Raw genomic sequence first — 24,192 nt, 5'->3', positions numbered from 1 at the left:
ACTCACCTTCATGCTGTATGAAATGTGTAGCTTCCTTTTATAATTTTAAATGTGGTCCCCTCTGTTAGTGGATACTCTTTATACGGGACCATGGCTTCACCTTGAAAAAGCGTTCCATTTCTGGAGTCAAGATCCTTCAGAATATATCCGCTGGTGCTTCTAGATATTTCAGCGTGTACTCTAGAGGCTCCTTCTGATCTTTCCACATATTGAGCCACCTCTGCCGATCGGCCGATAATGAAGCTAGTTCGATTTAACTCGATCATTTCCGCCTCTTCACCCTCCTCACCGCTTCTTTGGAGATAAGGAATACTCCGATCCAGCTTTTCGATTTGTCGTCCTTGCTTAGGCGGTTTCTCCTGTGATAATAAAGTTGTTGGTGCTATGGCTTCTGGTGCTTTAATAGAACAATGTTCCTCTGTTAGTGATTCATGACGGGTTACCGGAACGTTAGCTGCTGAATCTGAGAATTGCGGAGTTACCTTTGGGATTGTTGCTGGAGGACGTGTAGAAGCCACAGGGTTCCTGCCAAAATTCCACTCCAATTCTTTCCGACTCGGATTACAGTTAGTATCTTCAGAATCCTCACTCAGACAATCCTCATCTTCTTTACCAACCTTTAGCCTTCCGCTCCAAACCATCCAGCTTAAAACAGCCAATACAATCGTCACAACTCCACAGACGGCAAGCCATAACGGCTTTGGACTATCCAAATATAGAAACTTCCACAGGAGTGCATCGCCTAATAGACACCCTAGCACTATATAGGTTCTTGAGCTTGAGGCTTGCGGATTCGTTACCTGCTCATCCTCCAAGCTTAGAGACACGCTCTCCTCCTCTTTTATCTTAAGATTAGGATAGCTGCTGATCCAAGGAGTAGCAGTCGGCTGCTCCAATCCCTTATCTTCGCGATGCTCATATATTTTTCTTAATGGTGGAGCTGCTGCCTCTTTCACTAGATATTCTTTTACGCCTTCATGAAGCTGTCTTTCAGGTGTAACGGGCTCTCTTTCTGTCAGCAACTCTGATAAAAGAATCTTTAAGCCAGCTGGAGTAAATCCCTCTTCACTGCAATATTGCAATAGTCTTTGCACACCACTGCCAGTTAGCTCTGTGATAGATGCCATTAACACCATGATTAGTGACTTGAGTGACTCTCCAAGCTTTGAACCAGACTTATTCTCGTGAATGGGTATGTAGGTCAGGTATACTTTACCGTTCTGTAACGACCCTTCAATAAAAATGTAATCTGCATGCAAAGCATACTGTTCCGCCCGCAGCATATATAACCTGCCATCTTCCATGCCTTGGGCAATTTGCAGCAATAACCCGAAAAATGAGCTCATACTTAGCTTCTCTCCTTTGAGTAGATGACTAAGCATTTTTTTGCGTAAAACAGCGTATTCCATAGTAACCTTCATATCTATTTCTCTAAGTAACAGCCTCAAATGATGAGGAATGTCGGTGTTCATCAGCATGCGCGCCTGAATTAAATTAAGCTTCTCCGCAGGTATTTCTTCGGGTTCACCAAGTATCATATATATACCATCCTGTTGTATAAAATCACGGGTTAATCCGAACAACAAACATCACCTCCCGAACTAAAAGTATAGATAAGCGCATATGGAACCAGGAATTACTGCCAGCATGAAGGGAAATTTCAACAGTTCACTATCGTTATTTTTTAATAGAAACGGGCTCTTCCATAAAATAAATCCAGAAATTCTGCTGATGATCTTACGCGAACGACTGACCGCCTCCCGTCTCTTTAAAACAATTAACCAGCCTATTAAAGCACCAAATAGTACGGAGTACATCACGACTTGCAGCGTAAACAACATCCCTGTCCACGCGCCGATTCCAGCAAAAAGCTTAACATCCCCCGCGCCAACCGCCCCTATTAAATGCATGATCAGAAGGACTGTAAATCCTACAGCAGCTCCCCCGAAAGCCCTCAGCAGTCCATGCCAGCTATTGATCACCCCTTGTGCAAGCAGACCGGTGAGCAAGCCTGACAAGGTGATCCAGTTTGGTATTCTCATCGACTTCAAATCTGTAATCAGTGCCGCTGCTAAAAACGGTAGACATCCCCAAAATGTCCACTCTGCCATTTATTACACTCCTTTTTCCACCCTTTCACTTCACTACTGTGAACATAACCTCAACAGATCTACCATCATCCAGTTGTATAACAAACGGCCACGAGCCCGGTGTGGTATTTACACCAATTTTCCATTCCCACTCGATATATCCATCTTCATCCGCTTGTTTCCAGCCTAAATATTTGGCAGTACTGCCCCCGCTCTTATAAAAGACTGACAAGCTGGCAGAAGCATTCGGCGGTATTCTGGCACGAACCTTGCCTTGCTTATTCGCTACAGCCGGGTTCGGCTTTTCTAAGATTTCAATAAATTCATCTGGTTGGCCAGTACCGTTCCCCTCCTTGGCTATGCCTTCTCCCGTATCCCCGATCCAGAGGCGTTCAACAGCACTTGCTTCTAAAACAATACTTTGGTTTAGAAAGGGGACCTTCATCGGCAGCTTATAACTAACCACTAGCCCAAGGTAGGGACGAGTACCCTCTTTTAGCTCCGGCACCATAACATTAGATACATGAATTCGCTCATAATCCAGTAAATCTGATGTCAGGTATGGTTTCAATAAAGGTTTGATCGCAAGATCAAGTACACTTTCACTAGTCTCTGCCTGAAGCTTCTGCAACGGTCCCTCACCACTTTCTAAAGCCGACATAACCCACTCATTTAACGGCTTGGGTAAAGACTCAGCATAACTATCGCCCCAATCAGTAAGTGACAAGCGAGGAATAGTCCAATTCAGGCCAGCAGAATGATCACTGTCATCCCCTCCTGAATCATCACTTACTTCGCTGGATGTTCCCCATTTCTGCACCGCCAAAGCCGCAGGATACATATGAGTTGAGATAGACTTTACAGTGTCTGATGCTGTACTTTGCAAAGCTGTCGAATACAAGGTCATCTGTACGATAGAAATCAGGAACAGGACGAATAGCAGGAAGAACGGAAGAACCATCGACGCTTCTACTACCATGCTACCTTCTTCCTTGTCCTCCCCTCTGATTCCATACCCATACCCATCCCCCATCTCCTTACCAACCTCCCGCTAATAAGAATAATCAGCTTTTACTGCCCTCAGATACTTATTCCCTTGTACCTCTCCCGGAAAACCAGCAGTGTAATTCAACATTTTAACTACACCTGGCAGAAACCATAACTGCATTTGGAGCTTAATGTCCGATGATACATAGGTGTTTCTTTCCGCTGGATTTATTCCTGTGTTCAGTTGAATTAGAGCCAGCATCCGCGATAGCTGCACTTCCCCGCCCCCATGCATTATCATGAACAGTCGCAGATGATCACGGTAAGTCAGCTGCGCCGGCATATATTTGGATAAAGGAATCGCATCCTTCTCACAAAGCTGCAACATATCCTGAATGGCATGCTGGATTCCATACAACAGTGCCGCCGCTAGAACAGCCAGTGGATTTCCCAAGGTTGCCTTTTCTATAAATCCTTCCATTGTGCGAATGGACAACCTCATCGCGAATATTTCGGCATAGGCTGCGGCCACATTCCCTGCGGGATTATGAAATCCGTATAAAATGTATTCCAGCTCCTGAGCGCGAGGATCAAGCTGATCTTTGAGCTCACTAGTGTCTTCCAGAGAATTCAGTGCCAGACTAGCTAACTTTGAAACATCAAAATGCTGAAAATAAAGCGCGGAATACTCTGTTTGAAAAAGCCTGTCTCTAGCGCCCCCCATAATGCCACTCATTGCTGCATAAATCCCGTCAATATCCTTCATCGCCGAGCTTCCAGCAGCATAGGGATCTGAGGATACTGATACTTCAGATTTATCAGAGGATTGAGACTCCAATCCGTTGTTAAATGAAACATTGTCCTCATAAAATTGATGAAGGATTTGATAACGTTCCATTGAAGCTGCCGCTCCGCTACCTAGCATTCTAATTTTGTCCAGCAGTGCTCTAACCTCGCCCAGCTTGGATTTGGCTTCCCACTCTACTTGCTTACGTGCTTTATCCGAGCTGCGATGCTCTTCAAGAAAAGCCAAATCACTAGCGATAACACTTCCCTTCTTACCGTATTTTTTATAATAGTTGTCCACTACATGCGAAGCCCCTAGAACAGAGGAAATCATTTGGTAGGAATCGCCGTTGACTCCCAAAGCTTCATGCAACACTCCTGATAATCCTGTTACCGTCGGTTCAATGGACTCGTACGCACTTTGCTGCATAAATAAACCATTCTCCATACTACTAATGTCAGCCGAAGAGAGGATCAAGGCATCTTCCTGTTCATGCAGCTTTTTAAGTGGCTCAGCGCTTATTTCCCCCGAGTTTCCCGGAATATCCCAGTCCTTAGCAGGATCGTCTGCCAGATTTACGCCACTTATTCGGGAAGCTGCCAAAACATCTCTCATCTCGTCATTCAATTGCTGCGCTTTGTTTAACGCATCCTTCGCTTCCTCCATCGATTGTCCATGTTCTTCATGAAAGGTTGTTAATAAGGATGGGAGCCGCGACAACATCTCTGAAGTTCGGCTCTGATAAAGTGCCAACTGATAAGTGTACTTTGCAGGCTTTTTACTATCACGATATAGATCTTCGTAATATTTCCCAAGATAGTCACTATACTGTGCTGGTATATCCGCGGCTGCTTGCATGCTTCCGAGCAAATGGGCCGAGATAGAATCTCCGGGCGGATTCATAATCCATAGCAGTACTCTTCTTCCACTCTCCGCCGCTTGGCTTCTCCGCTCTAACATTAGATCCAAATTCTCTTCACGTTCATCATATAAAGGTTGCAGCTTACTAAGTAATTCAGTAGCTCTTGAGGCCTCTGCCATTACGCCCGACAGCGGCTTGAATTTACCTGCCAGCTCCAAGGCGAAATCAACCGGAGCCTTATATTTCATCTCTTCCAGTATTTGATGACGAAAAACATCATAACTTCCCAGCGGCCGGCTCCATTCCAAAGAGGAGGATTCCAGTGCAAAGGGTAAGAGATTGAACGTATCCCCCCGCCCACTTTTATGCAAATTTTCATTGAGCACTTTGGACAGCAGCATATCACCATCACTATCACCGAATGCAAATAAACCGTATCTCTCACACAATTCAACATGATATGAAGACATAACAGAGCGGATACTGGCTCTCGCTAATCGTTCCTCCTGAACGTTGAACGCAGCGATTCGCGCATAATCAATCAGCACAGCAGTAAATAGAAAGACGAAAGCCAGCACCATGATTAGAAAAATTGTAACTGAGCCTTCTGTTTTGCCCTTAGCAGGACAACCCGTAATTATACTTTTCATTAAAACCCCCTCCCTTGAACAGAGATTTTACTTATCCTGAAGCTTGGTCAGCATAGCAGAAGCATCCTTCTTATTCATGTAAACTGCAGATCCACTACCCTCAGAGCCCCCTTTAAATTTAGCTCCAAAATAACGCATCAGGTCGACCGTACGAATAAACTCAACAGGCTCGACAATGATAGACTGGGCTTCAACAGTTGGGTTAGCCTCATCCGATAGAACGCTATCAAGCACAGGCAAGCTCAGTAGACGATTTAGCTCGGCCTTTACTCTCCGTCCTGTAAGACTGTGAGCATAACGCATAGTTCCTGGCATATTGTCCGGAATCATAGTAGACGAATGGCCCAGTTTAAGCACTGGCAATTCACTCTTCCCTGATACTTCACCGGGCAACTCTATTGTCACGCCAGCACTGCCAGCTTCTCCACCAAATAATGAGGCTAACAAGGCATCATCCCCAATTCTCCAATAAAGGGAGTCGTACTCACCAGCCATGTAAGAACCAGAGACCTCCTTGTGACTGTTGTCCCAGTTGTAAGCCGCCCGCTCAGTAGCTCCTGAGGCCACTTGCAACAGCATGGACTTCTGATAGCTATACAAGCAAAAAAACAAAAGAAGCATCGTAATAAACATGACGATCGGCAACAGAAGTGACGCTTCAATAGTAAAACTGCCTTGATCACCCTTAAACTTGTTCAATCGAATACTTCCTGACTCTTTTCACCCGCCGTTTTAATTAAGGCTTCTACTACCTCTTGAATTTTGTCCTTAAACAAAAGAACAACTGCAATCAAGACAGCAATAATCAAAATCATCTCCAAAGTTCCTAAACCTTCCTCGTCTTCCCAAAAGTTCTTCATACTATCCAACATTGTTGATACCATCAGCTTCAGCCTCCTACATTTTTAACATCAAAAATGCTGGCGTTCCCACCAGTACAATTACTATTAAAAAGATAACTACCATCGGAAAAACTAATTTAGAGGATGCTTGCTCTCCGCGCGTCCGGCTAAGAGCCTTTCGTTTATCCCACAACATCCGCGACAGATCACGTAGCGATAGCACAAAATCCGCTCCACCTCTGCGATAATTCAGCAAAACTGTCGTTGTGAATACCGATACCTCCTGCACAGCGCATCTCTTGCTGAAATTTTCAAACGCCTGCTGGAAAGAATATCCGCCCTCCCATTCACTAGTCATAGTCATTAGCTCCTTATACAGAGGATGATTCGTATCCCCCCGGTGGCTTTCCACACAGCGAATAATAGCTCGTTGCACGGTCTCTCCTGCGCCAACCAACAACACAATACTGTTCAGCAGCTCTGGCAATTCGAGCATAATATTCTGCTCCCTAACTCTCACCTTTTTGTGCAGATCACTGACCATAGCGGTTGGTAGAGCAATTGCCAAAAACACACCCAATATCATACCTGCCTGTTCGCCACTAAATGCTGTAATCAAGCTTCCACCTACAAGCAACAGCCAGCTGTAACTTAGCATCTCACCCATGAACAGCAGGGTCCGCTCTGCGCTATAACGCATCCCATAACTGCGCTGTAGAGAACGCTGAATTCTGAACAACAGTGAGGGAAACCGACTGGCGATACCACTCTTCTCAATAAGCAGTAATAACGGTTCGCCTAACTTCCGAAGCCGTAATCCTTCCATAGGAAGACTGCGTAACGCGACATATCTGTTGCCGCATTGAATTCGCAGTAGAACCCAGACTATCAGCAAAATAACAGTAACCACCGCACATAGCCAGCGCATGATTTCACCCCCTTCACAGTGGAATGTCCATTATTTTAGTAGTCCAGAGATAACATAGGAATAAAGCAACAAGCGCTAATGTCGATATGGCTATACCCGCTCCTGTATACATTGGCTCCATATATTCTCCAGCCGTCAAACTCATAAACATCACCATGATCAGCGGAGCTATAAGCAGTGCCTTAGCCTCAAATTTCTTCTGAGCAATACTTACAGCAATATCCTGCTGAATATCCAGCTTCTCACCGATAATCGTTGATGTACGGCGCACCACTTCTACAAGATCACCACCAGTACGCTTACAGACCGAGAACACATCCGCGAATCGCTCGATGTCCTCCATTCCCGCTCTTTCACTAAAGTTCCGCAGCGCTTCTTCCACAGGCTGTCCATATTCCATGCGTGCACAGATAATGTTTAACTCGGAGATCATATCACTGCTTCCCTCCGGGTCGAGCATACGTAAATCCTGAACCGCCTCTCGGAATGCATTCTCCACCGAACGCCCAGCTGAAAGGGAGGAAGACAGCGAAAATAACGTCTGCTTAAATTGTAAATTCAGTGCATTTCGACGTCTTTTCAGTAGATAGTTACGCAGCATATGCGGGGCATAAGCTCCGCCAGGCATAAGCAGCAACGACAGCAGCCAATGATGATAAAAAAGATATCCAATTCCATACATCAGCAGTCCACCTGCAGTAAGGGTCAGAATCCTCTGCAGCAAGGTCAATTCGTATACCTTATAATCTGGTAATAACGAAGGACCGTCAGGATCCGCTTCTACAGGCTTTGCAGCAACAAATTTAAACTTAAGCATGACCTCCCCCCTTCTGGAATTTTGAATCTCTATTGAGCCAATGGATAGGAGTTTACACCAGCCATCCTAAGCTTCGTTGTATGCAACAATGGGTTACCACAGGGAAGCAGCCCCCCTTGCACCCTTCCCTCTCGTTCACCAGCTTCTTGAAATTCATATAAGGGATTCAAGATCACTTCCCCGTCTTTCAACCCCGCAACCTCACTGATTTCCATCACCCGCCTGGAACGATCACGGAGACGTGATAAGTGTACGAAGATATCAATTGCGGATGAAATTTGCTGGCGAACAACAGCTACCGGAAGCTCCGCAGCACTTAGCACCATCGTCTCCAGTCGGCTGACCATATCGTGTGCGCTGTTACTATGGCCGGAAGACAAGCTTCCATCGTGTCCGGTGTTCATAGCCTGCAGCATATCGAGACATTCCGCTCCCCGTACCTCCCCCACAACAATCCGGTTAGGGCGCATTCGCAGAGAAGAACGAATCAAATCTCGGATGGAAATCTCCCCTCTACCTTCCGTGTTAGCATTCCTGGTCTCCAGTGAAACAAGGTTCGGCACGGTTACAATCTGCAGTTCAGCGGAATCCTCTATCGTAATGACCCTCTCCTGTGGGGGGATATACTGAGATAATGCATTAAGAAAAGTAGTCTTCCCAGAGCCGGTCCCGCCACTAATAAAAATATTGTATTTAGCAGCCACTAAAATTTGCAGCAACTCTGCGGCTTCCAAGCTTAAGGCTTCACGACGGACTAAATCCTGCATCGTCATCGGTGTTTCAGGAAATTTCCGAATGGTCATCGCCGGGCCTTTCAGAGCTACTGGCGGAAGCACGATATTTACACGCGATCCGTCTTTTAGCCGAGCGTCAACGATAGGAGAAGAATCATTTACAACCCGGTTCACACCGGATACAACCGTTTGGATAATATCCTCCAACCTGCTGCTGGACTCAAATTCCAAATGGAGACGACGAATCTGCCCCTCCTCTTCTACAAAAATCTCAGTATGGCTGTTAATCATAATCTCAGTGATCGCCGGATTATCCACTAAGGGCTGGAGTACATCCAATCCTCGAAAAGAATCGAACAATCTCTTCACGAGCTCATGTTTCTCCTGTGCTGTTAAATAACGCAGATTTTCGCTGTCCAAAATTGTCCTTTCAATATATTGGGTGAGTTCACGATTTCCAACTGCAGAAGTAACATCTAATCCTGCCCGGATGTCACTGCGAAGTGCCTTAAACATTTCCTCATTCATGTAAACCCTTACCAGTGAATACTTGCGGAAGCGACGGTTCTATAATCTGCTTGCACAGCTGTAAGATCTCCTTTTGGAATTGTGGTGAGTTCAGAAAAAGCTCCTCACGGTGCTGCAGCGTCCAAGATGGGATATACGGAAGTACACCTTCAACGGTAATTCCTTCCGGAGGTGCCCACACCTCTAAACCCTCTGCGGCAAAATTCACGGCAAATCTACTTTTGTCCATCACTTGGCTGGGCATACCAGAATTAGGAGCATTGCAATGGGATAGCCATCTCATGGTCTTATGAATGCTTACCTCGTCATTTCTAACTACCCACAATAGAATTCCGCATTTATGTAACACAGCTTTGGCACGTTCTTCTTCAATACTGCCGGTATCTATTATAACTACGTCAAAATTTCTTTCCGCAACCAACAGCGCCAACAAATCTAGCGTATCCTGCGTAGTCATCTGCAGCATTTCTTTTACATTAATAATTGGCCTAAAAGCAGCACTTCGAAGGTGATCATACCTAATCACGTATTGCCCCAAATCAATCGTATCGGCTCCGCCCTTATCCCGGCTGGCTTTGATTTCATAAAGGAGCCGCTCTAGTCCAGGCGTATTTCCTGCAGGGGGCCGTAAAAATAATCCACTGCTGTCCACACTTTCAAGATTCAAATAAAAGACCGAAAGCCCCAATTCACCTAGCTGCTTAGCCATATTCATAGCTACTGTGGTTTTGCCCGTGTTCCCGCTTGAGGAGACGATACCGAGCAGCAGCGTTTCATCTAATACAGAGGAACCTCTAGCTCGTTTCACTTCACATAGTTGAATAAATGCTCCCAGCAGAGAAGGCAGTGCCTGATATTTCGCAATCATGATGCCTCCAGCCAGGCTTTTAGAACTCCTGCTAAGATAAGCTCCCTCCTCACTCAAAACTGCCCAAGGCACCTTAGTTCTTCCCTCCACAAGCCAAGCCTCGATAAAAGTAACGTCACCTACAACAGCATCCGGCATATCCTCTCCCCTCATAAAATCGATAAAAGCATCCAGCCGACTAAAAGCCGTGATTCGCAGCATTTCTCCATACTCACTATGATGAAGATAGTGTAGCAATGGTTCGATATATTGGCTTTCACGCACTGCGAGTACAATCCTTGCCGCCATAAAACCTCTCTCCTTTCGCAAGAAATTTATAAATATTGTCAAAAAAAAGACAGCAAAAAAGCACCGACAATAACCGTGGATACGGTACATTGAACGGTGCTTCCGTTACTATCCCTTTAATTTACAGCTATAGTAGCATATATATAAGAAGGCAGCAATAAGTTTTTTCGCACATCAAGTGGTTTTTAGACTCTCATCGTATCTTCACGCCAATTCTTGATGGCAGACCGGATATCGGCAGGACTAAGCTTTTCCTTCACCGCCCGCTGACATAGTGCCGGAAACTCTTCATCTCCTGCATACCGAAGTGCAATAATCTGAGCTAATTCAAGCTTTGGATTTAATGCTTCGCCTGTCAATCGGAAATACCGGAACTGCTCCTCCACCCTCACTACTCGATCCTGATTTTTTGTGGCATAAATTCGAATTCGAGTAATCGCAAATAACAGGCATAGAGATAAACCAAATAATAGCAAGGGCACTGTTAAAGCACCATCATCACGTAACACCTGAACGACATAAATTCCCGACCACACAAATATAATCAGCGCTAGCGGCATAGTTACAAAATGATAAGGCCAATCAAAACGCATAAAACCTTTAGGCTTCCCCTTGTTCATCATTCATCTCCATATTTATATGACTTGTATATTGCTTAAAGCTTAGTCTCTCCGGGAATAGCTAAGACAAAAGGTTCATTATTCCCCCAGTACAGAGACTGTCCTGAAACTTTAGTAGTTCCATCCGCATTAACCATTCCATAAATAATCTGACTTCCCCAAACACTCGTATAAAAAGAGGCATAGGATGGAGCTAGAACAGGTGCTTTACCATATTCCTTCGCAACTGGGTAACCGAATATCGCGGTAAAATCTTTATTTGTAGCCTCTTTGGACATATCCAGATCAGCTTCCCAAACTACTTTTACAATATTATCCTTGATCTCATAATACTTTACGAAATGTCCATACAATATAAAATAACCATCAGATCTGCCTTCAGGAAAATAATACGTCATTGACAATGCTTCATTATCACCCGTCAATTTGGAGGGTTCTCTTTCTTCAACCGGGAATTGCAGAGCAGCTATGCGGGAAACAACTAAGTCATTACTATTATAATTCTGCACAAGTTTAGCATTGGCCCGTTCCTGAACCCAGACTGTATTCGTAGCAGCATCTACTGTTACTCTCGCTCCAAGAGCCTCCGCGATAAACCGCAGGGGTACCGCTACTCTTCCATCCACTATTTTGGCCGATACATCCAGTTGTACAGCATCCGAGTTCTTCCAAGCCGTCCGTGAGCCAACCGCAAGCTTAATCTTCATAGAATCTCTAGCAATCGTAGCTTGCTTGGTATTGGCATCCCATTGAATAGAAGTATTCTTGAATCTTTCAAAAGCCTTCAGCGGAACCAGCGTCTTCCCCGACACGATTTGCACACCAACATCCACACTTGAATTGTTCACCATAATGCGAAGCTTGGGGGCAGCTGAGGCCGTACCGATCATACTTAAAGATAACAACATGACTATAAAAAGCAGAAGCCCTTTCCGTTTCACTATTCGTTCACCCCTAGTGATAATATGAAAAAACTGTACCCATTTATAGTTTCATTATAACATTCTCCCAGATTATGGTTTACAAAAATCTCCGTTTGATCTCTGGGGTAGGGAGCATACACTGCTCATCACGTCCGAACCAACGATAGCGGTTCTTAGCTACATACCGATAAAGAGCATTGCGCAATGGGCGTGGTACTAAGATGAACACGTATGCGGCAGGCCAAGGAAATCTCAATTTACGGGCAATTCTTAGCACAGCAGCCGACTCTGTATAATACACTCCGTTCTCCAGTAAAATCACCGTGTTTAATTGTCCAGGCTGAAGTCCAGACTCTTTCATTAGCTTTGCCGCAATCTCATTCTGTAATGGTGCGAATAGAAATTTAGCCTCGGGGTCACGCGGGATAATGAAACGAACTACCCCCTGGCAAAGATGACACACTCCGTCTATCAACACAATGGACTTATCTTTCATAAGGTTCAGTTCTTCGTTCATGGCTCCCCCTCCGTCTTAAAGGCGTAAATTTCTGCTTTTTTGGGTAAACAAAAACGCGGGATAACCTCCCGCGCCATCAAGTGCCGTTCTTTAATTATTCTGCGATTGCTTTCTCAATCCATTGATCCCCGATCATTTGCCCTTCGAAATCAGCAGTGAATGCCTCCATGCATTTGCAGATGAAATCTTTGCGGCAAATTGGACATGGAGTTTTAAGCAGGCGGCTGATGTTCGTCATTTTCCATTCCGGAAACCGATGATAAAACGCGCGGCACTCCGTTCCATCAGCAAGCTTGATAATGAACTCGTACAATCCTTCCTTATCGTTGCTGCTGGCTTTGGTCACATTCGTAATATTCGGTCTGTAAGACATCTTCATCACCCATTATTTAAATTTTTGGTTGTAAATTGCACACGCAGGCACATTCTCAGATACTTAGACATATTAAAGAATTTTAAGGGTGATGTCAACCAAAGACGCCTAACACGGCAGCTATTTATTACTCTTTTATGATTTACGTCTCTATTTAGCCATTATTTCCATAAAATATATACAGATACATTTAATCAACAATCTTTAATTCAACCTCGATATTACCTCTGGTTGCTTTGGAGTAAGGACAGAATTCGTGAGCCTTCTTCGCCAGTTCCTCTGCTTTGTCGTGTTCGATCCCTGGCAGCTTCACATCCATTCTCACAGCAAGTCTAAAGCCTCCATCGCTGTCATCCTTCCCAATGGACACATTACAAGTTACCTCCACGTCATGGAGTTTCACGCCCTCTTTACGGGCGATATTCGCTAGTGCACTCTCGTAACACGCTCCATAACCAGCCGAGAATAGTTGCTCTGGATTGGTACCGGAACCTCCCGGCCCTCCAAGCTCTTTAGGCATGCTTAGATTATGCTTTAACACGCCATCCGAGGATTCAATGGAGCCTTCACGACCGCCATGGACTGTTGTAGTTGCTGTGTATAATGCTTTCATGAGTCATCTTCTCCTTCATCAAGCTGTATTGGTCATGCTCATACTTTATACTTTAAACAACAGGTATGATTTGAAACGATGATGAGGAATGATTCATAATACTTTCTTATTTGGCTCCAGATCATAAATAGTGTACAATTAAATTGTTAAAAACTTAAATTAGCTATGGAGGTGTCATCCATGAGTATTTATGATTTTGAGGTCAACACTCTTAAGGGTGAAGAGGAATCATTGTCAAAGTACAAGGGTAAAGTACTCCTGGTTGTGAATACTGCCAGCAAATGTGGATTTACTCCCCAGTATAAAGGTCTTCAGGAAGTGTACGAGAAATTCAAGGACCGCGGGTTCGAAGTTTTAGGATTTCCAAGCAATCAATTTGCTGGACAAGAGCCTGGCGAAAGTGATGAAATTGCGGAATACTGCGAGATTAATTATGGGGTAACCTTCCCTATGTTCGAGAAGATTGACGTAAAAGGCGATGAAGCACATCCATTATTCAAATACTTATCCAAAGAAGCTCCTGGTGTCTTAGGCTCAAAAAGTGTGAAATGGAACTTTACGAAGTTTCTGGTTGACCAAGATGGCCGTGTTCTAAAACGGTTTGCTCCTAAGACCACTCCACAGCAGATCGAATCCGATATTTCCAAGCTTTTAAAATAATTCATTAGAAAAAGGATACTCACCACATCACACAGCCCCCTGTTGTTATGCGGTAAAGTATCCTTTTTAACTAGAAAGAACGTCATAATATCGCTATATATCAGCACCCTTTAATCTCTTGGAATATTTTATAATATTGTTGAAATATTTTTGCTGGGAGGGACAATCGGTGACTGTTCAACTGCTTGATATACCCGAACTAAATGTTATTGGCTGGACAAATGTAAACTCATCCGGGGAGCCATACGCGAATCTTTGGGAATATGTTTTTGGCGAGCTGGATATTGATGCAAAATTTGATGCTATACCCACAAAAGTTCAAAGCAGCGGTTGTTATCTCGGTCTATTTCAGAACCGTACATCCGTGCCTAAACTGTGGGAGCATACCACATGGGATATTGATTTTTTCCTTTGCGTTGAAGTCGAGCAGTTAGATTGTATCCCTGAAGGCCTTGTTCATAAGAAACTTCCTGCGTCTACCTATGCTATATTTACTGCAAAAGGATTCCCTCAGTTGGCTTTTCAACATACCTGGAATTATATACATAATGAATGGCTGCCGGATTCCGGTTATAAGTTCAACCCTGATGGAGTCTTTTACATCCAATACACGGAAAAGTCCGGTCCGGATGATGAAGGATTCGAAGCCAATCTATGCGTGCCGCTTGTAAAGAAGTAGGTTGTGGATTGAGGATTGAACAAAAAAAGAAGCCTTGCATCGCAAGGCCTCTTTCTTCATTCTGTATGCGGTAGAGAGGACTCGAACCTCCACGGGTATACACCCACTACCCCCTCAAGATAGCGTGTCTGCCATTCCACCACTACCGCGCGGTGTGTAAAACATAGAACATAAATTTGTTTGAGGTCAACATTCATTATTATAAATGTACTTTTCTCAAAAGTAAAGATGCAGATTTTAAGATTCTTCGTCGACCATTTTCTGTTTACGATATTCAGCAAAAGCTATATATTCCTTGATAAAATTCTTTTCTGCTGGAAGTAATTCTTCTACTCGGCTTTCCGATAGCTGAACATCACTCAAATCATAGTCTACGCCGCTCTCTCGTACAGTATTCGGTGTATCTTTGCCGAGAATGAGCCAGTCCAGACTAACATGAAAAAAATCACCGATCTCAATCAGCTTATGTGTTCCTGGAGTAGTCTTTCCCCGCTTCCAATCTCCCATATTACCTGTGCTGATATTTAACTGCTCACAGAATGATTTTTTGGTCAAACCTTTCTGCTTAATCAGGTATTCTATACGTTCGTATATGGTCTGCATCGGTGAATCGCCCTCCATCTAAAAATAAATTACTTATTTACGTAATTACCTATTGCAAAATAACGTAAAAAAGTATATAATTAGTATTGTTATGTATTATCCGATTATATCATATGGCTGGAGTGACGATAAGAGGCGACTCAGGTGACAAGTATCTGTAGAATACCGTCTGGCCCCCTTTGTTAACTTATCATCCTGAATGATCTCTAGGAGGGAGCGGTGACTTTTGTCAAAATGCTTATCATCTTCCATTATCCATTCACTTGAAGCTTTACCGCACAATGCGGTGGTAATCAACAGTCATGGGATTATCCAGTTCACCAACAGCAGGTGGAAGGCCTTTAGTCATGAATATGGTCTTTCTACTAATAAGAAATGGATTGGCGCGTATTACTCAGAGCTCATGCAAGATGTGATTGTCGATCCCGATCAATGGGCCAAGCTTTATGAATCAGTGAAATATATACTCCGCAGAGAGCATCAGGTTTATACTTCCGAATTCTCCATACAAACCGCTAATAAAGGGAAACGAATCTTCCGTTTGGAGATCTACCCATTTCTCTCAGATCCGCACCCAGAAGCCACTTTTATAATTTCACTATATGATGTGGGCCCCTATAAAGAAGAACCTCTTCATCCGGAGATCATAAACCTCCGTTCAACCTTACCATCATCTTTTGAGCTAATCCCAATCTGTGCTTCCTGTAAATGTATTCGTAATCCCAAGGATGAATGGATCACCATTGAACATTTCTTAAAGCATCAGCTTTCTTTGCAATTCACTCATGATATCTGCCCAGACTGCATAAGACAGCTCTATCCCCAGTATGCTGGGGCTTTTAAGAGATGACCTGACGTCACTGAATTTCACTTCTAATCTTATAAAAAAAAGTAAGAAATCCTCTGCGAACAAAGGGTTTCTTACTTTTTATTTGTATGCGGTAGAGAGGACTCGAACCTCCACGGGTATACACCCACTACCCCCTCAAGATAGCGTGTCTGCCATTCCACCACTACCGCATAATATGACCCGTATGGGATTCGAACCCATGTTACCTCCGTGAAAGGGAGGTGTCTTAACCCCTTGACCAACGGGCCATGCTTTACAAGTTATTTTCTTGTCACAACAAAAATGAGTATATCAAACCATAAGAATTTTGACAAGTCTTTTTTTTAAAAAAGTTAAAACAAAAAGAAACGCGCACCAATAAAGGTACGCGCCTCTAATCACAACGCTTATGGATTTACTTTTGCCTCAAAGGTTTGTACCCCATCTACAAACTTTAGCACCACAGCTGCTTTTACCGGGTCATGCGTTTCATTCATTGTGATTTTACCCGTGGCCAGTTGTAAATCCTTTGTCCCCGCCAGTGCATCCTTCAGCTTCTCAGGTTCTGTGGAATCCGCACGTGTAATCGCGTCTGCCACTAGTTTCACAGCATCATATCCCAGCGCAGCCATCCCATCTGGAACAAGATCACCGTTAGCAGCCTTGAAGGCATCTACGAACGATTTTACTTCTGGCGAGCTATCTTCAGGTGAATAGTGATTGGACATAAACGTATTGTTTAGGGCATCCGCTCCGGCAATCTCAGCCAGCTGAGGTGAATCCCAGCCATCCCCGCCCATAAACGGAACGGTGATCCCCATTTCGCGAGCTTGCTTTACGATTTTGCCGACCTCCTCATAATAGCCTGGAAGATAAATAACATCGGGATTAGCTTCTTTAATACGTGTTAATACAGCTTTAAAATCAGAATCTTTTTGTTGATAGGATTCTTCGCTTAAGATAGAGCCACCGTTCTTAGTAAACGTTGCTTTAAAGAAGGTCTGCAGCCCTTTGGAATAATCGCTTGAAGCATCCGTATAAATAACAGCCGTCTTCGCTTTAAGTGTATCCTTAGCAAAGTTAGCCATTACTTCACCTTGGAAAGGATCAATAAAGGAGGCCCGGAATACCCATTCGTTCAAATCTCCAGTACGTTCATCAACTGTTACTTTGGGATTGGTGGCTGAGGAGCTAACCAGCGGGATGCCTTTTTCTTGAGCAACGGGAACAATTCCGAGTGTATTCGTAGATGTAGTTGCACCGATAATAGCTACAACTTTATTGGTAGTAATCAGCTTTTGCGCTGCGCGTGTCGCCTCTTCCGACTTGGAAGCATTATCCGCTTCAATCAGTTCAAGTTTTTTGCCGAGTATTCCACCTGCGTCATTAATTTCTTTTACCGCCAGCTTTACCCCTTTGAGTGCAGAATCACCGAAGGAAGCCTGGCCGCCTGTAAGCTCAAGGTCTGCTCCAATCTTGATGGTCCCTCCACCAGCGTTCCCACCTTCAGCGGTAGTGTTGTCTGTCTTGTTCCCACAGCCTGCCAGCAATCCACCAGCCAGCAATGCAGTCAGCAATATGGCCCCGATTTTCTTCATCCTCTTCCAGCCTCCCAAAATAAATATTTTATAGGTTCTTTCTGTGATGCTGTTGTGAACTAGCCGATGAATTAATGTCCCAGATAAGCCATTCTGATCTCTTCCGAATCTGCCAATTCCTTGGCATCTCCCTCAAGCACCACTCTGCCCGTCTCAAGAACGTAAGCCCGATGAGCAATTTTAAGCGCCTGATGGGCATTTTGTTCTACAAGAAGCACGGTTGTTCCAGAGGCATTTACTTCCTGGATGATCCTAAAAATATCCTGAACGAGTAATGGAGCAAGCCCCATCGAGGGTTCATCTAATAATAAAAGCTTGGGATGCCCCATCATCGCACGCCCCATAGCAAGCATCTGCTGCTCCCCGCCGGATAATGTGCCAGCAAGCTGTTTTTTTCTTTCTAAAAGACGCGGGAAGGTGGAGTAGACCTTGGCAAAATCAGCAGCTAAGCTGCCCGAATCTTGTAAAAAAGCTCCTAGCTCCAGATTTTCTTCCACAGACATATTAGCAAATACACGCCTGCCCTCCGGACAATGAATGAGCCCCTGTTTTACGATGGACTGAACACTCTGATTCGTAATAGATTTATCCATGAAATCTATACTGCCTGTTTTGGGTTTCAGCAGTCCCGAAAGCGTCTTAAGCAACGTGGACTTGCCTGCTCCATTTGCGCCGATTAGAGTTACAATCTCGCCTTTTTTTACATTCATACTTAAATCCTTCAAGGCATGAATAGCCCCATAATATACATTGATCCCCTGTACGCTAAGCATGGTCCACTACGCCTCCTGTCCCAAATAGGCTTCTATGACTTTGGGATGATTCCGTATTTCAACGGGCGTACCTTCAGCAATCAACATTCCGCGATCCAGCACATAAATCCGATCACACACCCCCATAACCAGGGACATATCGTGCTCGATAAGCAGGATCGTCAGCTCAAACTCTTCACGGATCCAGGCAATAAGATTCATTAGATCCCGAGTTTCATTCGGGTTCATCCCTGCGGCTGGTTCATCCAATAGCAAAAGCTTAGGTCCTGCTGCAAGCGCGCGCGCAATTTCCAAACGCCTTTGATTTCCATAGCTAAGATTCCCGGCACATTCATCACATTGATCGGCAAGATTAAATATTTTGAGAATATCCATAGCCTTTTGCGTAATTTCGTTTTCTTCTACAAAATGCTTAGGCAGACGAAGCATGGAAGTGAACATCGAATGTCTGGCATGCTGGTGAAATGCGATCTTAACGTTATCCAGCACCGTCATAGAAGTAAATAGACGGATATTCTGAAATGTCCGCGCTGCCCCTTTTCGGTTAATCCGATAAGGCTTCATCCCGCCTACTGCCTGATTGCTGAGGATAATATCGCCACTGGAAGGCGGGTATACACCTGTCAGCAAGTTAAAAAGGGTTGTTTTTCCCGCGCCATTAGGTCCGATGAGCCCAATCAACTCGCCTTTATTAATATGGAGAGATACCTCGTTAAGCGCCTTAAGCCCGCCAAATGCACGACTTGCTTGTTGAACATCAAGAAGCACTTCCACTGTTGATGCTGTCACTTGGCTTGACCTCCTTTTTAGACCATTTCAAGAAAGAAAAACCCGTGCTGCCAAGCAGCCCTTTAGGCCGAAAAATCATCATCAGAATTAGAATCGCCGAGTAAATAATCATCCGCAGCTCCGGATATTCCTGAAGCACCGTGAAGAGCACCGTCAGTACAATCGCACCCACGATGGCCCCGCTTGTACTTCCTAGCCCACCTAACACTACCATGACTAGAATTTCGAATGATTTCAGAAAATTAAAGCTGCCAGGATTGATGACGTAGAACTTATGAGCAGAGAGACCACCAGCTATTCCCGCAAATAATGCTCCAAGTGAAAAAGCAATGACTTTGTACAAAGTTGTATTAATCCCCATCGCTTCAGCAGCAATTTCATTCTCCCGAATCGCTATACAAGCCCGGCCGTGAGTGGAACGTATAAAGTTATTGATCACAACAATCGTGACCAGTGTGAACAGAAACATAATCGTCCAAGTCGTTTGATTGGGGATGCCGCTAAGACCTGAAGCTCCGCCCACATATTCTGTATTGAGCAGGACAATCCGGATAATCTCACCAAATCCCAGCGTAGCAATCGCCAGATAGTCTCCATTCAACCGCAAGGTCGGAATCCCGATAAGCACACCGAAAAATGCAGCAATCAGTCCAGAGATCACTAGCGCCAGCACGAATGGCATATCAAAGTTCAAAGTTAAAATGGAAGAAACATAAGCACCAATGGACATAAATCCAGCATGCCCGATTGAGAATTGCCCCGTTATCCCATTAATCAGATTCAAAGACACCGCCAGCATGACATTTATACAAATTAGAATTAGCGTAGACTCCATGACATCATCAAATATTCCCGTTGTTAGAAGAACTTGAATTACGATATATAGCATGATAGAAAAGACAATGCCTATCCAAAATGACTTGTTTATCTTCTTCATACGGCATCTCCCTACACTTTCTCGCGGACATTTTTACCAAATAGCCCGGATGGTTTAAAGATAAGGATTAGGATGAGTACAGCAAATGCCACACCATCACGCCATGAAGAGTATCCCAGAGAAGAAACCTCTGTCTCGACTGTGCCCAGCAGAAGTCCCCCTACCAGAGCACCAGGAATACTGCCAATGCCACCTAGAACCGCAGCCACAAAAGCTTTAAGCCCCGGAAGTACCCCCATCATCGGATCCACTGAATTGTAAGTCATTCCGAAAATAACGCCTGCTGCTGCCGCAAGTGCAGATCCTATCGCGAAGGTGGCTGAAATGGTCCGATCTACATTAATCCCCATCAACCGCGCTGTTTCCATATCAAAAGAAACGGCCCGCATCGCTTTACCAATCTTTGTTCGGTGCACAATATACTGAAGGATGATCATCAAAATAACCGTCGTGCCCAAGATCATGATTTGATTGGAGTCCACCTGAATCGAGGAATCAAACAAGTTGTATTGCTGCTTATTAAGAATCTCCGGAAATCCTTTAGCCTGAGGACCAAGCACAAACACACCGCTGTATTCCAGCAAAAAAGAAACGCCAATTGCAGTAATCAACACAGCGATTCGCGAAGCTTTTCGTAGAGGTTTGTATGCTAGCCGTTCGATTGACATCCCCAGCAACGCACTGATTGTCATAGAGATCACCAATGAGATAAGTAAGACCAGTATCGGAGGAAGCCCTGCTGAAGCCAAGTACCTGGCACTGAACAATCCAATAAACGACCCAACCATAAACACATCCCCATGGGCGAAATTGATCAATTTAATAATCCCGTAAACCATGGTGTACCCAAGTGCGATCAGAGCATAGATGCTCCCTACAGAAATCCCGTTAATTAACTGTTGAATGAAATACTCCATCGCCGTCCCCCAATCCCCATATTTATTTTTAAAAACACCTTTCTTTAGCTTACATTCATTTTCATCGTTTTATGTCACTTATATTAACACAGCACTATACATTCGTCAGTAAAATTTGTGGTTTTTACTATAATATTCAATATTTTATGTTATATTACATAACATTTTGAGTTAATCCTTTGGGATGTATATAGATAGAAAGTGGGTAAAGAGAAGAAAACAGGAGAATTATGGAGATTTTTAAAGTTTGATTTTCAGAGGGGGTGTCTTTGATTTTACCTACAGATTGCATTTAATGATAAATAATATAACATTTGTCTCTTTGGATATGTGTTTTTCGAGTTTATTATGAGTTACTGGTCAAGTTGTATCTCTATTTTTGTGCAAAAAAAAGCTCTGTCCCACACAATAATCGAGTGAGAGAAAGCTAATTAGGGTGGTCAGTTCCATTCTTTGCACTTCCGTCACGAGTCAATTACTCATCATTTTCTTTTTTAATTCTTTAATCTGCATCATATGATGTAGGTCATGCGATATAAAATCCTTTAAATAGGACTCAAAGGAAAACCTTCCGTCCACATATTTGCCTGAGTATTTTCCCTCCTCAAGACTACTTATACAATCTAATATTAAGTTACGATACTTCACAGTCAATTCTATTAATTCGTCTTTGGTTTTTGTTTTACCATATGTAACAGCATCATTATTGAATTGATCGAAATCAATAAGTTGAAGTGTTATCGCTTTATCGTATGCTATCGGTTCGATCATCGATTCATAGAAGTATTTATCCCATAACAAAATATGACTAACAACATCATGAATGGTCCATTTTCCTTCAGCGATGGGTGTTTTCCAATCTAAATCAATAATTTCTAGAACAAATCCATTCCATTCCTTAAACTGATTTAGCAAATCTGATCTGTTATTCATTGGCACATCTCCTTTTTTGGTAAACATCAAAATTCTAACAAAGTCTCTTTAATTCATTCCTATATAGTTCATAGTTCGCTTCATCGAAACATATAAAAACAATCTTATTTATTTCCGACTTATTATTTATAATATATTTTGAAACTTCATCTATAGCTATGCTACAAGCAAGATCTTTCGGAAAATTATATATTCCTGTACTTATATTAGGTATCGCAATACTTGTTACTTCATTAGATTCAGCTAATATTAATAAATTTTTATAGCAATTCCTTAACTTCTCTTCTTCGTTATTCTTTCCACTATTCCAAACAGGACCAACGGTATGAATAACAAATTTACATTTCAGATTTCCTCCTGTTGTTATTACCGCTTCTCCAACCTCACAACCTCCCCTTTGATTACGAATTTTCATGCAATCCTCTAATATCACTTTTCCACCAGCTCTATGGATAGCCCCATCTACTCCGCCTCCACCCATCAAGCTTGTGTTTGCTGCATTGACGATAGCATCAACATCTAATTTAGTTATATCTCCTTGAATCAACTGAATCATTGAGTTATTTATAATTACATCCATCTGAAATCCCCCCCGAAGTATAATGGTTGCGAACAAGCATCAAGTGCTGATTGACATTCAAGCGGCTTAAATCACCCTAGGAAACAGTCGTTTGCACTAGACTCGTGGGGTTGTCCACCTGGCTAACTCTTCTTCAAACCTTTACCTTCTATCGAACCAACACCTCGTGGTCCACAGCGTGAACGTATTGTTCGCAGATATCTAGTTTTTTCGGAGCTACTAATATGTTCTTCAGCATCCAGCTATTTTTTATATATGTAATCGTTAAATCCTTGTCGTATCCATTCGCCTTCAAACTTTCTTTCCAGTACTCGATCTTCTTTGTATAATAACTGCAAATCATCAAACATAGAATCCGCCTCATGATAATCATAATATGAGTGTATTACGAATTCATCGTCTTCCATTTGTTCAAACTGATTATCCCCCAAATCAACTCCATCGCCGACTCTAAAATCCTTTAGGGTTAAAAAATTCACAAATAATAATCCATTAGGTTTTAGAACGCGTTTCATTTCATTTATCGCTTTTTCCACATCTTGTTTTCTCATATGAAAAATAGAGTTATATGAATACACAAAACTCATCGACTCATCACTTAGTACCAACTGTCTCATGTCGCCTTGTTGTATATTTAGATTCTGTCCTCTTTCAGTTGCGAACTGACTAGCTCTTTTAATTTGTTCGTCATTCATCTCAATACCGTATGTACTGTATCCATAGTTTGCAAACAAACTTAGTGGAGGTGAATCCCCTCCCGCTCCGCAGTCTAATATGTTTTTTTCCATACCACTTTCATTGCATAATGCCAAAAATCTGTACAAGGGGATCTGCTTAAACAGTTCCATGTTGATTCCACTCCTTTGATCATGTAGTTATTGGATTCACTCATAGATCTTTCCCATATAAATTATTTGAGCACATCTCTTCCATGGGTTTTCAGGTTTACTTTATTGAATCCCCGCAGTTCCAAATGTCTCTTTAATAACTTTTTCGTATTCATCCCATTTAAAGCAAAAAGGGCCTATATCAATAGTCTTATTACCGGATTCTAATTTGAAATCTCTCCATATGATAAGATCCTCTTCTTTCTCAATAAATACGGATATAAAGCCACACTCTTCATCGCCACACCAGGGACAGACTAATATTGGGTACCTGTAGTACAAATATTCATGCATTTCGTTTAACAAAAAATAATTAATCATTTTCCTTTGATGCTCTTCACTACCCCACCCGAGGGAAGGAACCCTATCATATTTTTTTAACATTTGGTAAAGAGATCTACCATCAATTATTACGTCGGCAAAAATAGTATTTTTATTCCCCTCTTGATCCGGATCAAAACTGTCATATCGGCTTGACGGTTTTGTTTGTATTTGATTTATTGTTTTCATGCTCCCTCCTTTAAACTCTTCACACTTATCAATTAAACATTCGATCCCTCCACACCATTCCCCTTCCAAA

At 43.2% G+C, this 24,192-nt stretch carries 28 protein-coding genes and 3 tRNA genes; 3 read left to right on the top strand and 28 right to left on the bottom strand.

All coding sequences use genetic code 11. The annotated features are described in order from the left end of the window. Positions 1-8: 8 nt before the first annotated feature. The 15 genes from MHI25_RS06200 to MHI25_RS06130 form a co-directional block, all read right to left on the bottom strand. Positions 9-1,583 (bottom strand): DUF6382 domain-containing protein, encoded by a 1,575-nt coding sequence (locus MHI25_RS06200; protein WP_340395125.1) that lies wholly within the window; start codon positions 1,581-1,583, stop codon positions 9-11. 18 nt (positions 1,584-1,601) lie between these two features. Next, entirely contained in the window at positions 1,602-2,111 is a 510-nt protein-coding gene (locus MHI25_RS06195; RefSeq protein WP_312149731.1) for a prepilin peptidase, read from the bottom strand. A gap of 25 nt (positions 2,112-2,136) precedes the next feature. Beyond that, a complete protein-coding gene (locus tag MHI25_RS06190) occupies positions 2,137-3,123 on the bottom strand; it encodes a pilus assembly protein (protein ID WP_340395124.1) in 987 nt (328 codons plus the stop codon). An 18-nt stretch (positions 3,124-3,141) separates the two neighbouring features. After that, positions 3,142-5,376, bottom strand: coding sequence for a hypothetical protein (locus tag MHI25_RS06185; protein ID WP_340395123.1), 2,235 nt, complete (start codon positions 5,374-5,376; stop codon positions 3,142-3,144). Between the two features lie 27 nt (positions 5,377-5,403). Further along, the gene (locus MHI25_RS06180; RefSeq protein WP_340395122.1) at positions 5,404-6,075 is read right to left on the bottom strand and encodes a TadE family protein; all 672 of its coding nucleotides are present in this window, start codon (positions 6,073-6,075) and stop codon (positions 5,404-5,406) included. Then, positions 6,072-6,260, bottom strand: a complete 189-nt coding sequence (locus tag MHI25_RS06175; RefSeq protein WP_036681690.1) for a Flp1 family type IVb pilin — start codon at positions 6,258-6,260, stop codon at positions 6,072-6,074. The genes MHI25_RS06180 and MHI25_RS06175 overlap by 4 nt, the downstream gene beginning before the upstream one ends. Before the next feature lie 13 nt (positions 6,261-6,273). Next, positions 6,274-7,146 carry a type II secretion system F family protein gene (locus tag MHI25_RS06170; RefSeq protein ID WP_172628783.1) on the bottom strand — a complete coding sequence of 291 codons (873 nt, stop codon included), beginning with the start codon at positions 7,144-7,146 and terminating at the stop codon, positions 6,274-6,276. 13 nt (positions 7,147-7,159) lie between these two features. Beyond that, positions 7,160-7,963 carry a type II secretion system F family protein gene (locus MHI25_RS06165; RefSeq protein WP_076099050.1) on the bottom strand — a complete coding sequence of 268 codons (804 nt, stop codon included), beginning with the start codon at positions 7,961-7,963 and terminating at the stop codon, positions 7,160-7,162. A 29-nt stretch (positions 7,964-7,992) separates the two neighbouring features. Next, positions 7,993-9,225, bottom strand: a complete 1,233-nt coding sequence (locus tag MHI25_RS06160) for a CpaF family protein (RefSeq protein ID WP_076099051.1) — start codon at positions 9,223-9,225, stop codon at positions 7,993-7,995. After that, entirely contained in the window at positions 9,218-10,381 is a 1,164-nt protein-coding gene (locus MHI25_RS06155; RefSeq protein ID WP_076185824.1) for a hypothetical protein, read from the bottom strand. Before MHI25_RS06155 ends, MHI25_RS06160 begins: the two co-directional genes overlap by 8 nt. A 185-nt stretch (positions 10,382-10,566) precedes the next feature. After that, complete coding sequence (locus MHI25_RS06150) at positions 10,567-11,001, bottom strand: DUF6526 family protein (RefSeq protein WP_076099053.1); 435 nt, start codon at positions 10,999-11,001, stop codon at positions 10,567-10,569. Between the two features lie 35 nt (positions 11,002-11,036). Further along, positions 11,037-11,942 (bottom strand): copper amine oxidase N-terminal domain-containing protein, encoded by a 906-nt coding sequence (locus MHI25_RS06145; RefSeq protein WP_340395121.1) that lies wholly within the window; start codon positions 11,940-11,942, stop codon positions 11,037-11,039. A gap of 79 nt (positions 11,943-12,021) precedes the next feature. Next, on the bottom strand, positions 12,022-12,441 hold the full coding sequence (locus MHI25_RS06140) for a thiol-disulfide oxidoreductase DCC family protein (RefSeq protein ID WP_076185832.1): 420 nt from the start codon (positions 12,439-12,441) through the stop codon (positions 12,022-12,024). A gap of 94 nt (positions 12,442-12,535) precedes the next feature. After that, the gene (locus MHI25_RS06135; RefSeq protein WP_036681678.1) at positions 12,536-12,814 is read right to left on the bottom strand and encodes a hypothetical protein; all 279 of its coding nucleotides are present in this window, start codon (positions 12,812-12,814) and stop codon (positions 12,536-12,538) included. Positions 12,815-13,004: 190 nt separating this feature from the next. After that, positions 13,005-13,427 carry an organic hydroperoxide resistance protein gene (locus MHI25_RS06130; RefSeq protein ID WP_036681676.1) on the bottom strand — a complete coding sequence of 141 codons (423 nt, stop codon included), beginning with the start codon at positions 13,425-13,427 and terminating at the stop codon, positions 13,005-13,007. A gap of 180 nt (positions 13,428-13,607) precedes the next feature. Between MHI25_RS06130 and MHI25_RS06125 the strand changes: the two genes are divergently transcribed. Both MHI25_RS06125 and MHI25_RS06120 read left to right on the top strand, forming a co-directional pair. Beyond that, positions 13,608-14,087, top strand: a complete 480-nt coding sequence (locus tag MHI25_RS06125) for a glutathione peroxidase (RefSeq protein WP_038569095.1) — start codon at positions 13,608-13,610, stop codon at positions 14,085-14,087. A 169-nt stretch (positions 14,088-14,256) separates the two neighbouring features. Further along, positions 14,257-14,766 (top strand): GyrI-like domain-containing protein, encoded by a 510-nt coding sequence (locus MHI25_RS06120; RefSeq protein ID WP_340395120.1) that lies wholly within the window; start codon positions 14,257-14,259, stop codon positions 14,764-14,766. Positions 14,767-14,832: 66 nt separating this feature from the next. Here the strand turns inward: MHI25_RS06120 and MHI25_RS06115 are convergent. Together MHI25_RS06115 and MHI25_RS06110 are read right to left on the bottom strand one after the other, a co-directional pair. Next, positions 14,833-14,915, bottom strand: a tRNA-Leu gene (locus MHI25_RS06115). Between the two features lie 88 nt (positions 14,916-15,003). Next, positions 15,004-15,369 carry a helix-turn-helix domain-containing protein gene (locus MHI25_RS06110; RefSeq protein WP_340395119.1) on the bottom strand — a complete coding sequence of 122 codons (366 nt, stop codon included), beginning with the start codon at positions 15,367-15,369 and terminating at the stop codon, positions 15,004-15,006. A gap of 226 nt (positions 15,370-15,595) precedes the next feature. Here MHI25_RS06110 and MHI25_RS06105 point away from each other — a divergent pair, with 226 nt between their 5' ends. Beyond that, positions 15,596-16,219, top strand: a complete 624-nt coding sequence (locus MHI25_RS06105; protein ID WP_076128220.1) for a hypothetical protein — start codon at positions 15,596-15,598, stop codon at positions 16,217-16,219. 87 nt (positions 16,220-16,306) lie between these two features. Here MHI25_RS06105 and MHI25_RS06100 read toward each other — a convergent pair. The 11 genes from MHI25_RS06100 to MHI25_RS06050 form a co-directional block, all read right to left on the bottom strand. Beyond that, positions 16,307-16,389, bottom strand: a tRNA-Leu gene (locus MHI25_RS06100). Positions 16,390-16,395: 6 nt separating this feature from the next. Then, a tRNA-Glu gene (locus tag MHI25_RS06095) sits at positions 16,396-16,467 on the bottom strand. 138 nt (positions 16,468-16,605) lie between these two features. Continuing rightward, positions 16,606-17,796: an ABC transporter substrate-binding protein gene (locus MHI25_RS06090; RefSeq protein WP_340395118.1), complete on the bottom strand. Its 1,191-nt coding sequence runs from the start codon at positions 17,794-17,796 to the stop codon at positions 16,606-16,608. A 71-nt stretch (positions 17,797-17,867) separates the two neighbouring features. Next, a complete protein-coding gene (locus MHI25_RS06085) occupies positions 17,868-18,569 on the bottom strand; it encodes an ABC transporter ATP-binding protein (protein ID WP_076304490.1) in 702 nt (233 codons plus the stop codon). Between the two features lie 6 nt (positions 18,570-18,575). Then, on the bottom strand, positions 18,576-19,358 hold the full coding sequence (locus MHI25_RS06080) for an ABC transporter ATP-binding protein (RefSeq protein WP_076307110.1): 783 nt from the start codon (positions 19,356-19,358) through the stop codon (positions 18,576-18,578). Further along, the gene (locus tag MHI25_RS06075) at positions 19,327-20,295 is read right to left on the bottom strand and encodes a branched-chain amino acid ABC transporter permease (protein ID WP_280752572.1); all 969 of its coding nucleotides are present in this window, start codon (positions 20,293-20,295) and stop codon (positions 19,327-19,329) included. Before MHI25_RS06075 ends, MHI25_RS06080 begins: the two co-directional genes overlap by 32 nt. An 11-nt stretch (positions 20,296-20,306) precedes the next feature. After that, entirely contained in the window at positions 20,307-21,212 is a 906-nt protein-coding gene (locus MHI25_RS06070) for a branched-chain amino acid ABC transporter permease (RefSeq protein ID WP_340395117.1), read from the bottom strand. A 471-nt stretch (positions 21,213-21,683) separates the two neighbouring features. Continuing rightward, positions 21,684-22,145, bottom strand: coding sequence for a DinB family protein (locus tag MHI25_RS06065; protein ID WP_340395116.1), 462 nt, complete (start codon positions 22,143-22,145; stop codon positions 21,684-21,686). Between the two features lie 34 nt (positions 22,146-22,179). After that, a complete protein-coding gene (locus MHI25_RS06060) occupies positions 22,180-22,725 on the bottom strand; it encodes an O-acetyl-ADP-ribose deacetylase (RefSeq protein ID WP_280752571.1) in 546 nt (181 codons plus the stop codon). 242 nt (positions 22,726-22,967) lie between these two features. After that, positions 22,968-23,573: a class I SAM-dependent methyltransferase gene (locus MHI25_RS06055; protein WP_340395115.1), complete on the bottom strand. Its 606-nt coding sequence runs from the start codon at positions 23,571-23,573 to the stop codon at positions 22,968-22,970. Between the two features lie 102 nt (positions 23,574-23,675). After that, positions 23,676-24,122 (bottom strand): hypothetical protein, encoded by a 447-nt coding sequence (locus MHI25_RS06050; protein WP_038574166.1) that lies wholly within the window; start codon positions 24,120-24,122, stop codon positions 23,676-23,678. Positions 24,123-24,192: the final 70 nt, after the last annotated feature.

The organism is Paenibacillus sp. FSL E2-0177 (genome assembly GCF_037992975.1).
In the GTDB taxonomy this organism is placed as follows: domain Bacteria; phylum Bacillota; class Bacilli; order Paenibacillales; family Paenibacillaceae; genus Paenibacillus_AQ; species Paenibacillus_AQ odorifer.
This window is presented reverse-complemented; position numbering and strand designations above follow the sequence as displayed.

Coding starts and splice junctions, on each gene's coding strand:
- MHI25_RS06195 (WP_312149731.1), bottom strand. CDS start 2,111: ATGGCAGAGTGGACATTTTGGGGATGTCTACCGTTTTTAGCAGCGGCA.
- MHI25_RS06190 (WP_340395124.1), bottom strand. CDS start 3,123: ATGGGGGATGGGTATGGGTATGGAATCAGAGGGGAGGACAAGGAAGAA.
- MHI25_RS06185 (WP_340395123.1), bottom strand. CDS start 5,376: ATGAAAAGTATAATTACGGGTTGTCCTGCTAAGGGCAAAACAGAAGGC.
- MHI25_RS06175 (WP_036681690.1), bottom strand. CDS start 6,260: ATGGTATCAACAATGTTGGATAGTATGAAGAACTTTTGGGAAGACGAG.
- MHI25_RS06170 (WP_172628783.1), bottom strand. CDS start 7,146: ATGCGCTGGCTATGTGCGGTGGTTACTGTTATTTTGCTGATAGTCTGG.
- MHI25_RS06165 (WP_076099050.1), bottom strand. CDS start 7,963: ATGCTTAAGTTTAAATTTGTTGCTGCAAAGCCTGTAGAAGCGGATCCT.
- MHI25_RS06160 (WP_076099051.1), bottom strand. CDS start 9,225: ATGAATGAGGAAATGTTTAAGGCACTTCGCAGTGACATCCGGGCAGGA.
- MHI25_RS06155 (WP_076185824.1), bottom strand. CDS start 10,381: ATGGCGGCAAGGATTGTACTCGCAGTGCGTGAAAGCCAATATATCGAA.
- MHI25_RS06150 (WP_076099053.1), bottom strand. CDS start 11,001: ATGAACAAGGGGAAGCCTAAAGGTTTTATGCGTTTTGATTGGCCTTAT.
- MHI25_RS06140 (WP_076185832.1), bottom strand. CDS start 12,441: ATGAACGAAGAACTGAACCTTATGAAAGATAAGTCCATTGTGTTGATA.
- MHI25_RS06135 (WP_036681678.1), bottom strand. CDS start 12,814: ATGTCTTACAGACCGAATATTACGAATGTGACCAAAGCCAGCAGCAAC.
- MHI25_RS06130 (WP_036681676.1), bottom strand. CDS start 13,427: ATGAAAGCATTATACACAGCAACTACAACAGTCCATGGCGGTCGTGAA.
- MHI25_RS06125 (WP_038569095.1), top strand. CDS start 13,608: ATGAGTATTTATGATTTTGAGGTCAACACTCTTAAGGGTGAAGAGGAA.
- MHI25_RS06110 (WP_340395119.1), bottom strand. CDS start 15,369: ATGCAGACCATATACGAACGTATAGAATACCTGATTAAGCAGAAAGGT.
- MHI25_RS06090 (WP_340395118.1), bottom strand. CDS start 17,796: ATGAAGAAAATCGGGGCCATATTGCTGACTGCATTGCTGGCTGGTGGA.
- MHI25_RS06085 (WP_076304490.1), bottom strand. CDS start 18,569: ATGCTTAGCGTACAGGGGATCAATGTATATTATGGGGCTATTCATGCC.
- MHI25_RS06075 (WP_280752572.1), bottom strand. CDS start 20,295: ATGAAGAAGATAAACAAGTCATTTTGGATAGGCATTGTCTTTTCTATC.
- MHI25_RS06070 (WP_340395117.1), bottom strand. CDS start 21,212: ATGGAGTATTTCATTCAACAGTTAATTAACGGGATTTCTGTAGGGAGC.
- MHI25_RS06065 (WP_340395116.1), bottom strand. CDS start 22,145: ATGAATAACAGATCAGATTTGCTAAATCAGTTTAAGGAATGGAATGGA.
- MHI25_RS06060 (WP_280752571.1), bottom strand. CDS start 22,725: ATGGATGTAATTATAAATAACTCAATGATTCAGTTGATTCAAGGAGAT.
- MHI25_RS06055 (WP_340395115.1), bottom strand. CDS start 23,573: ATGGAACTGTTTAAGCAGATCCCCTTGTACAGATTTTTGGCATTATGC.
- MHI25_RS06050 (WP_038574166.1), bottom strand. CDS start 24,122: ATGAAAACAATAAATCAAATACAAACAAAACCGTCAAGCCGATATGAC.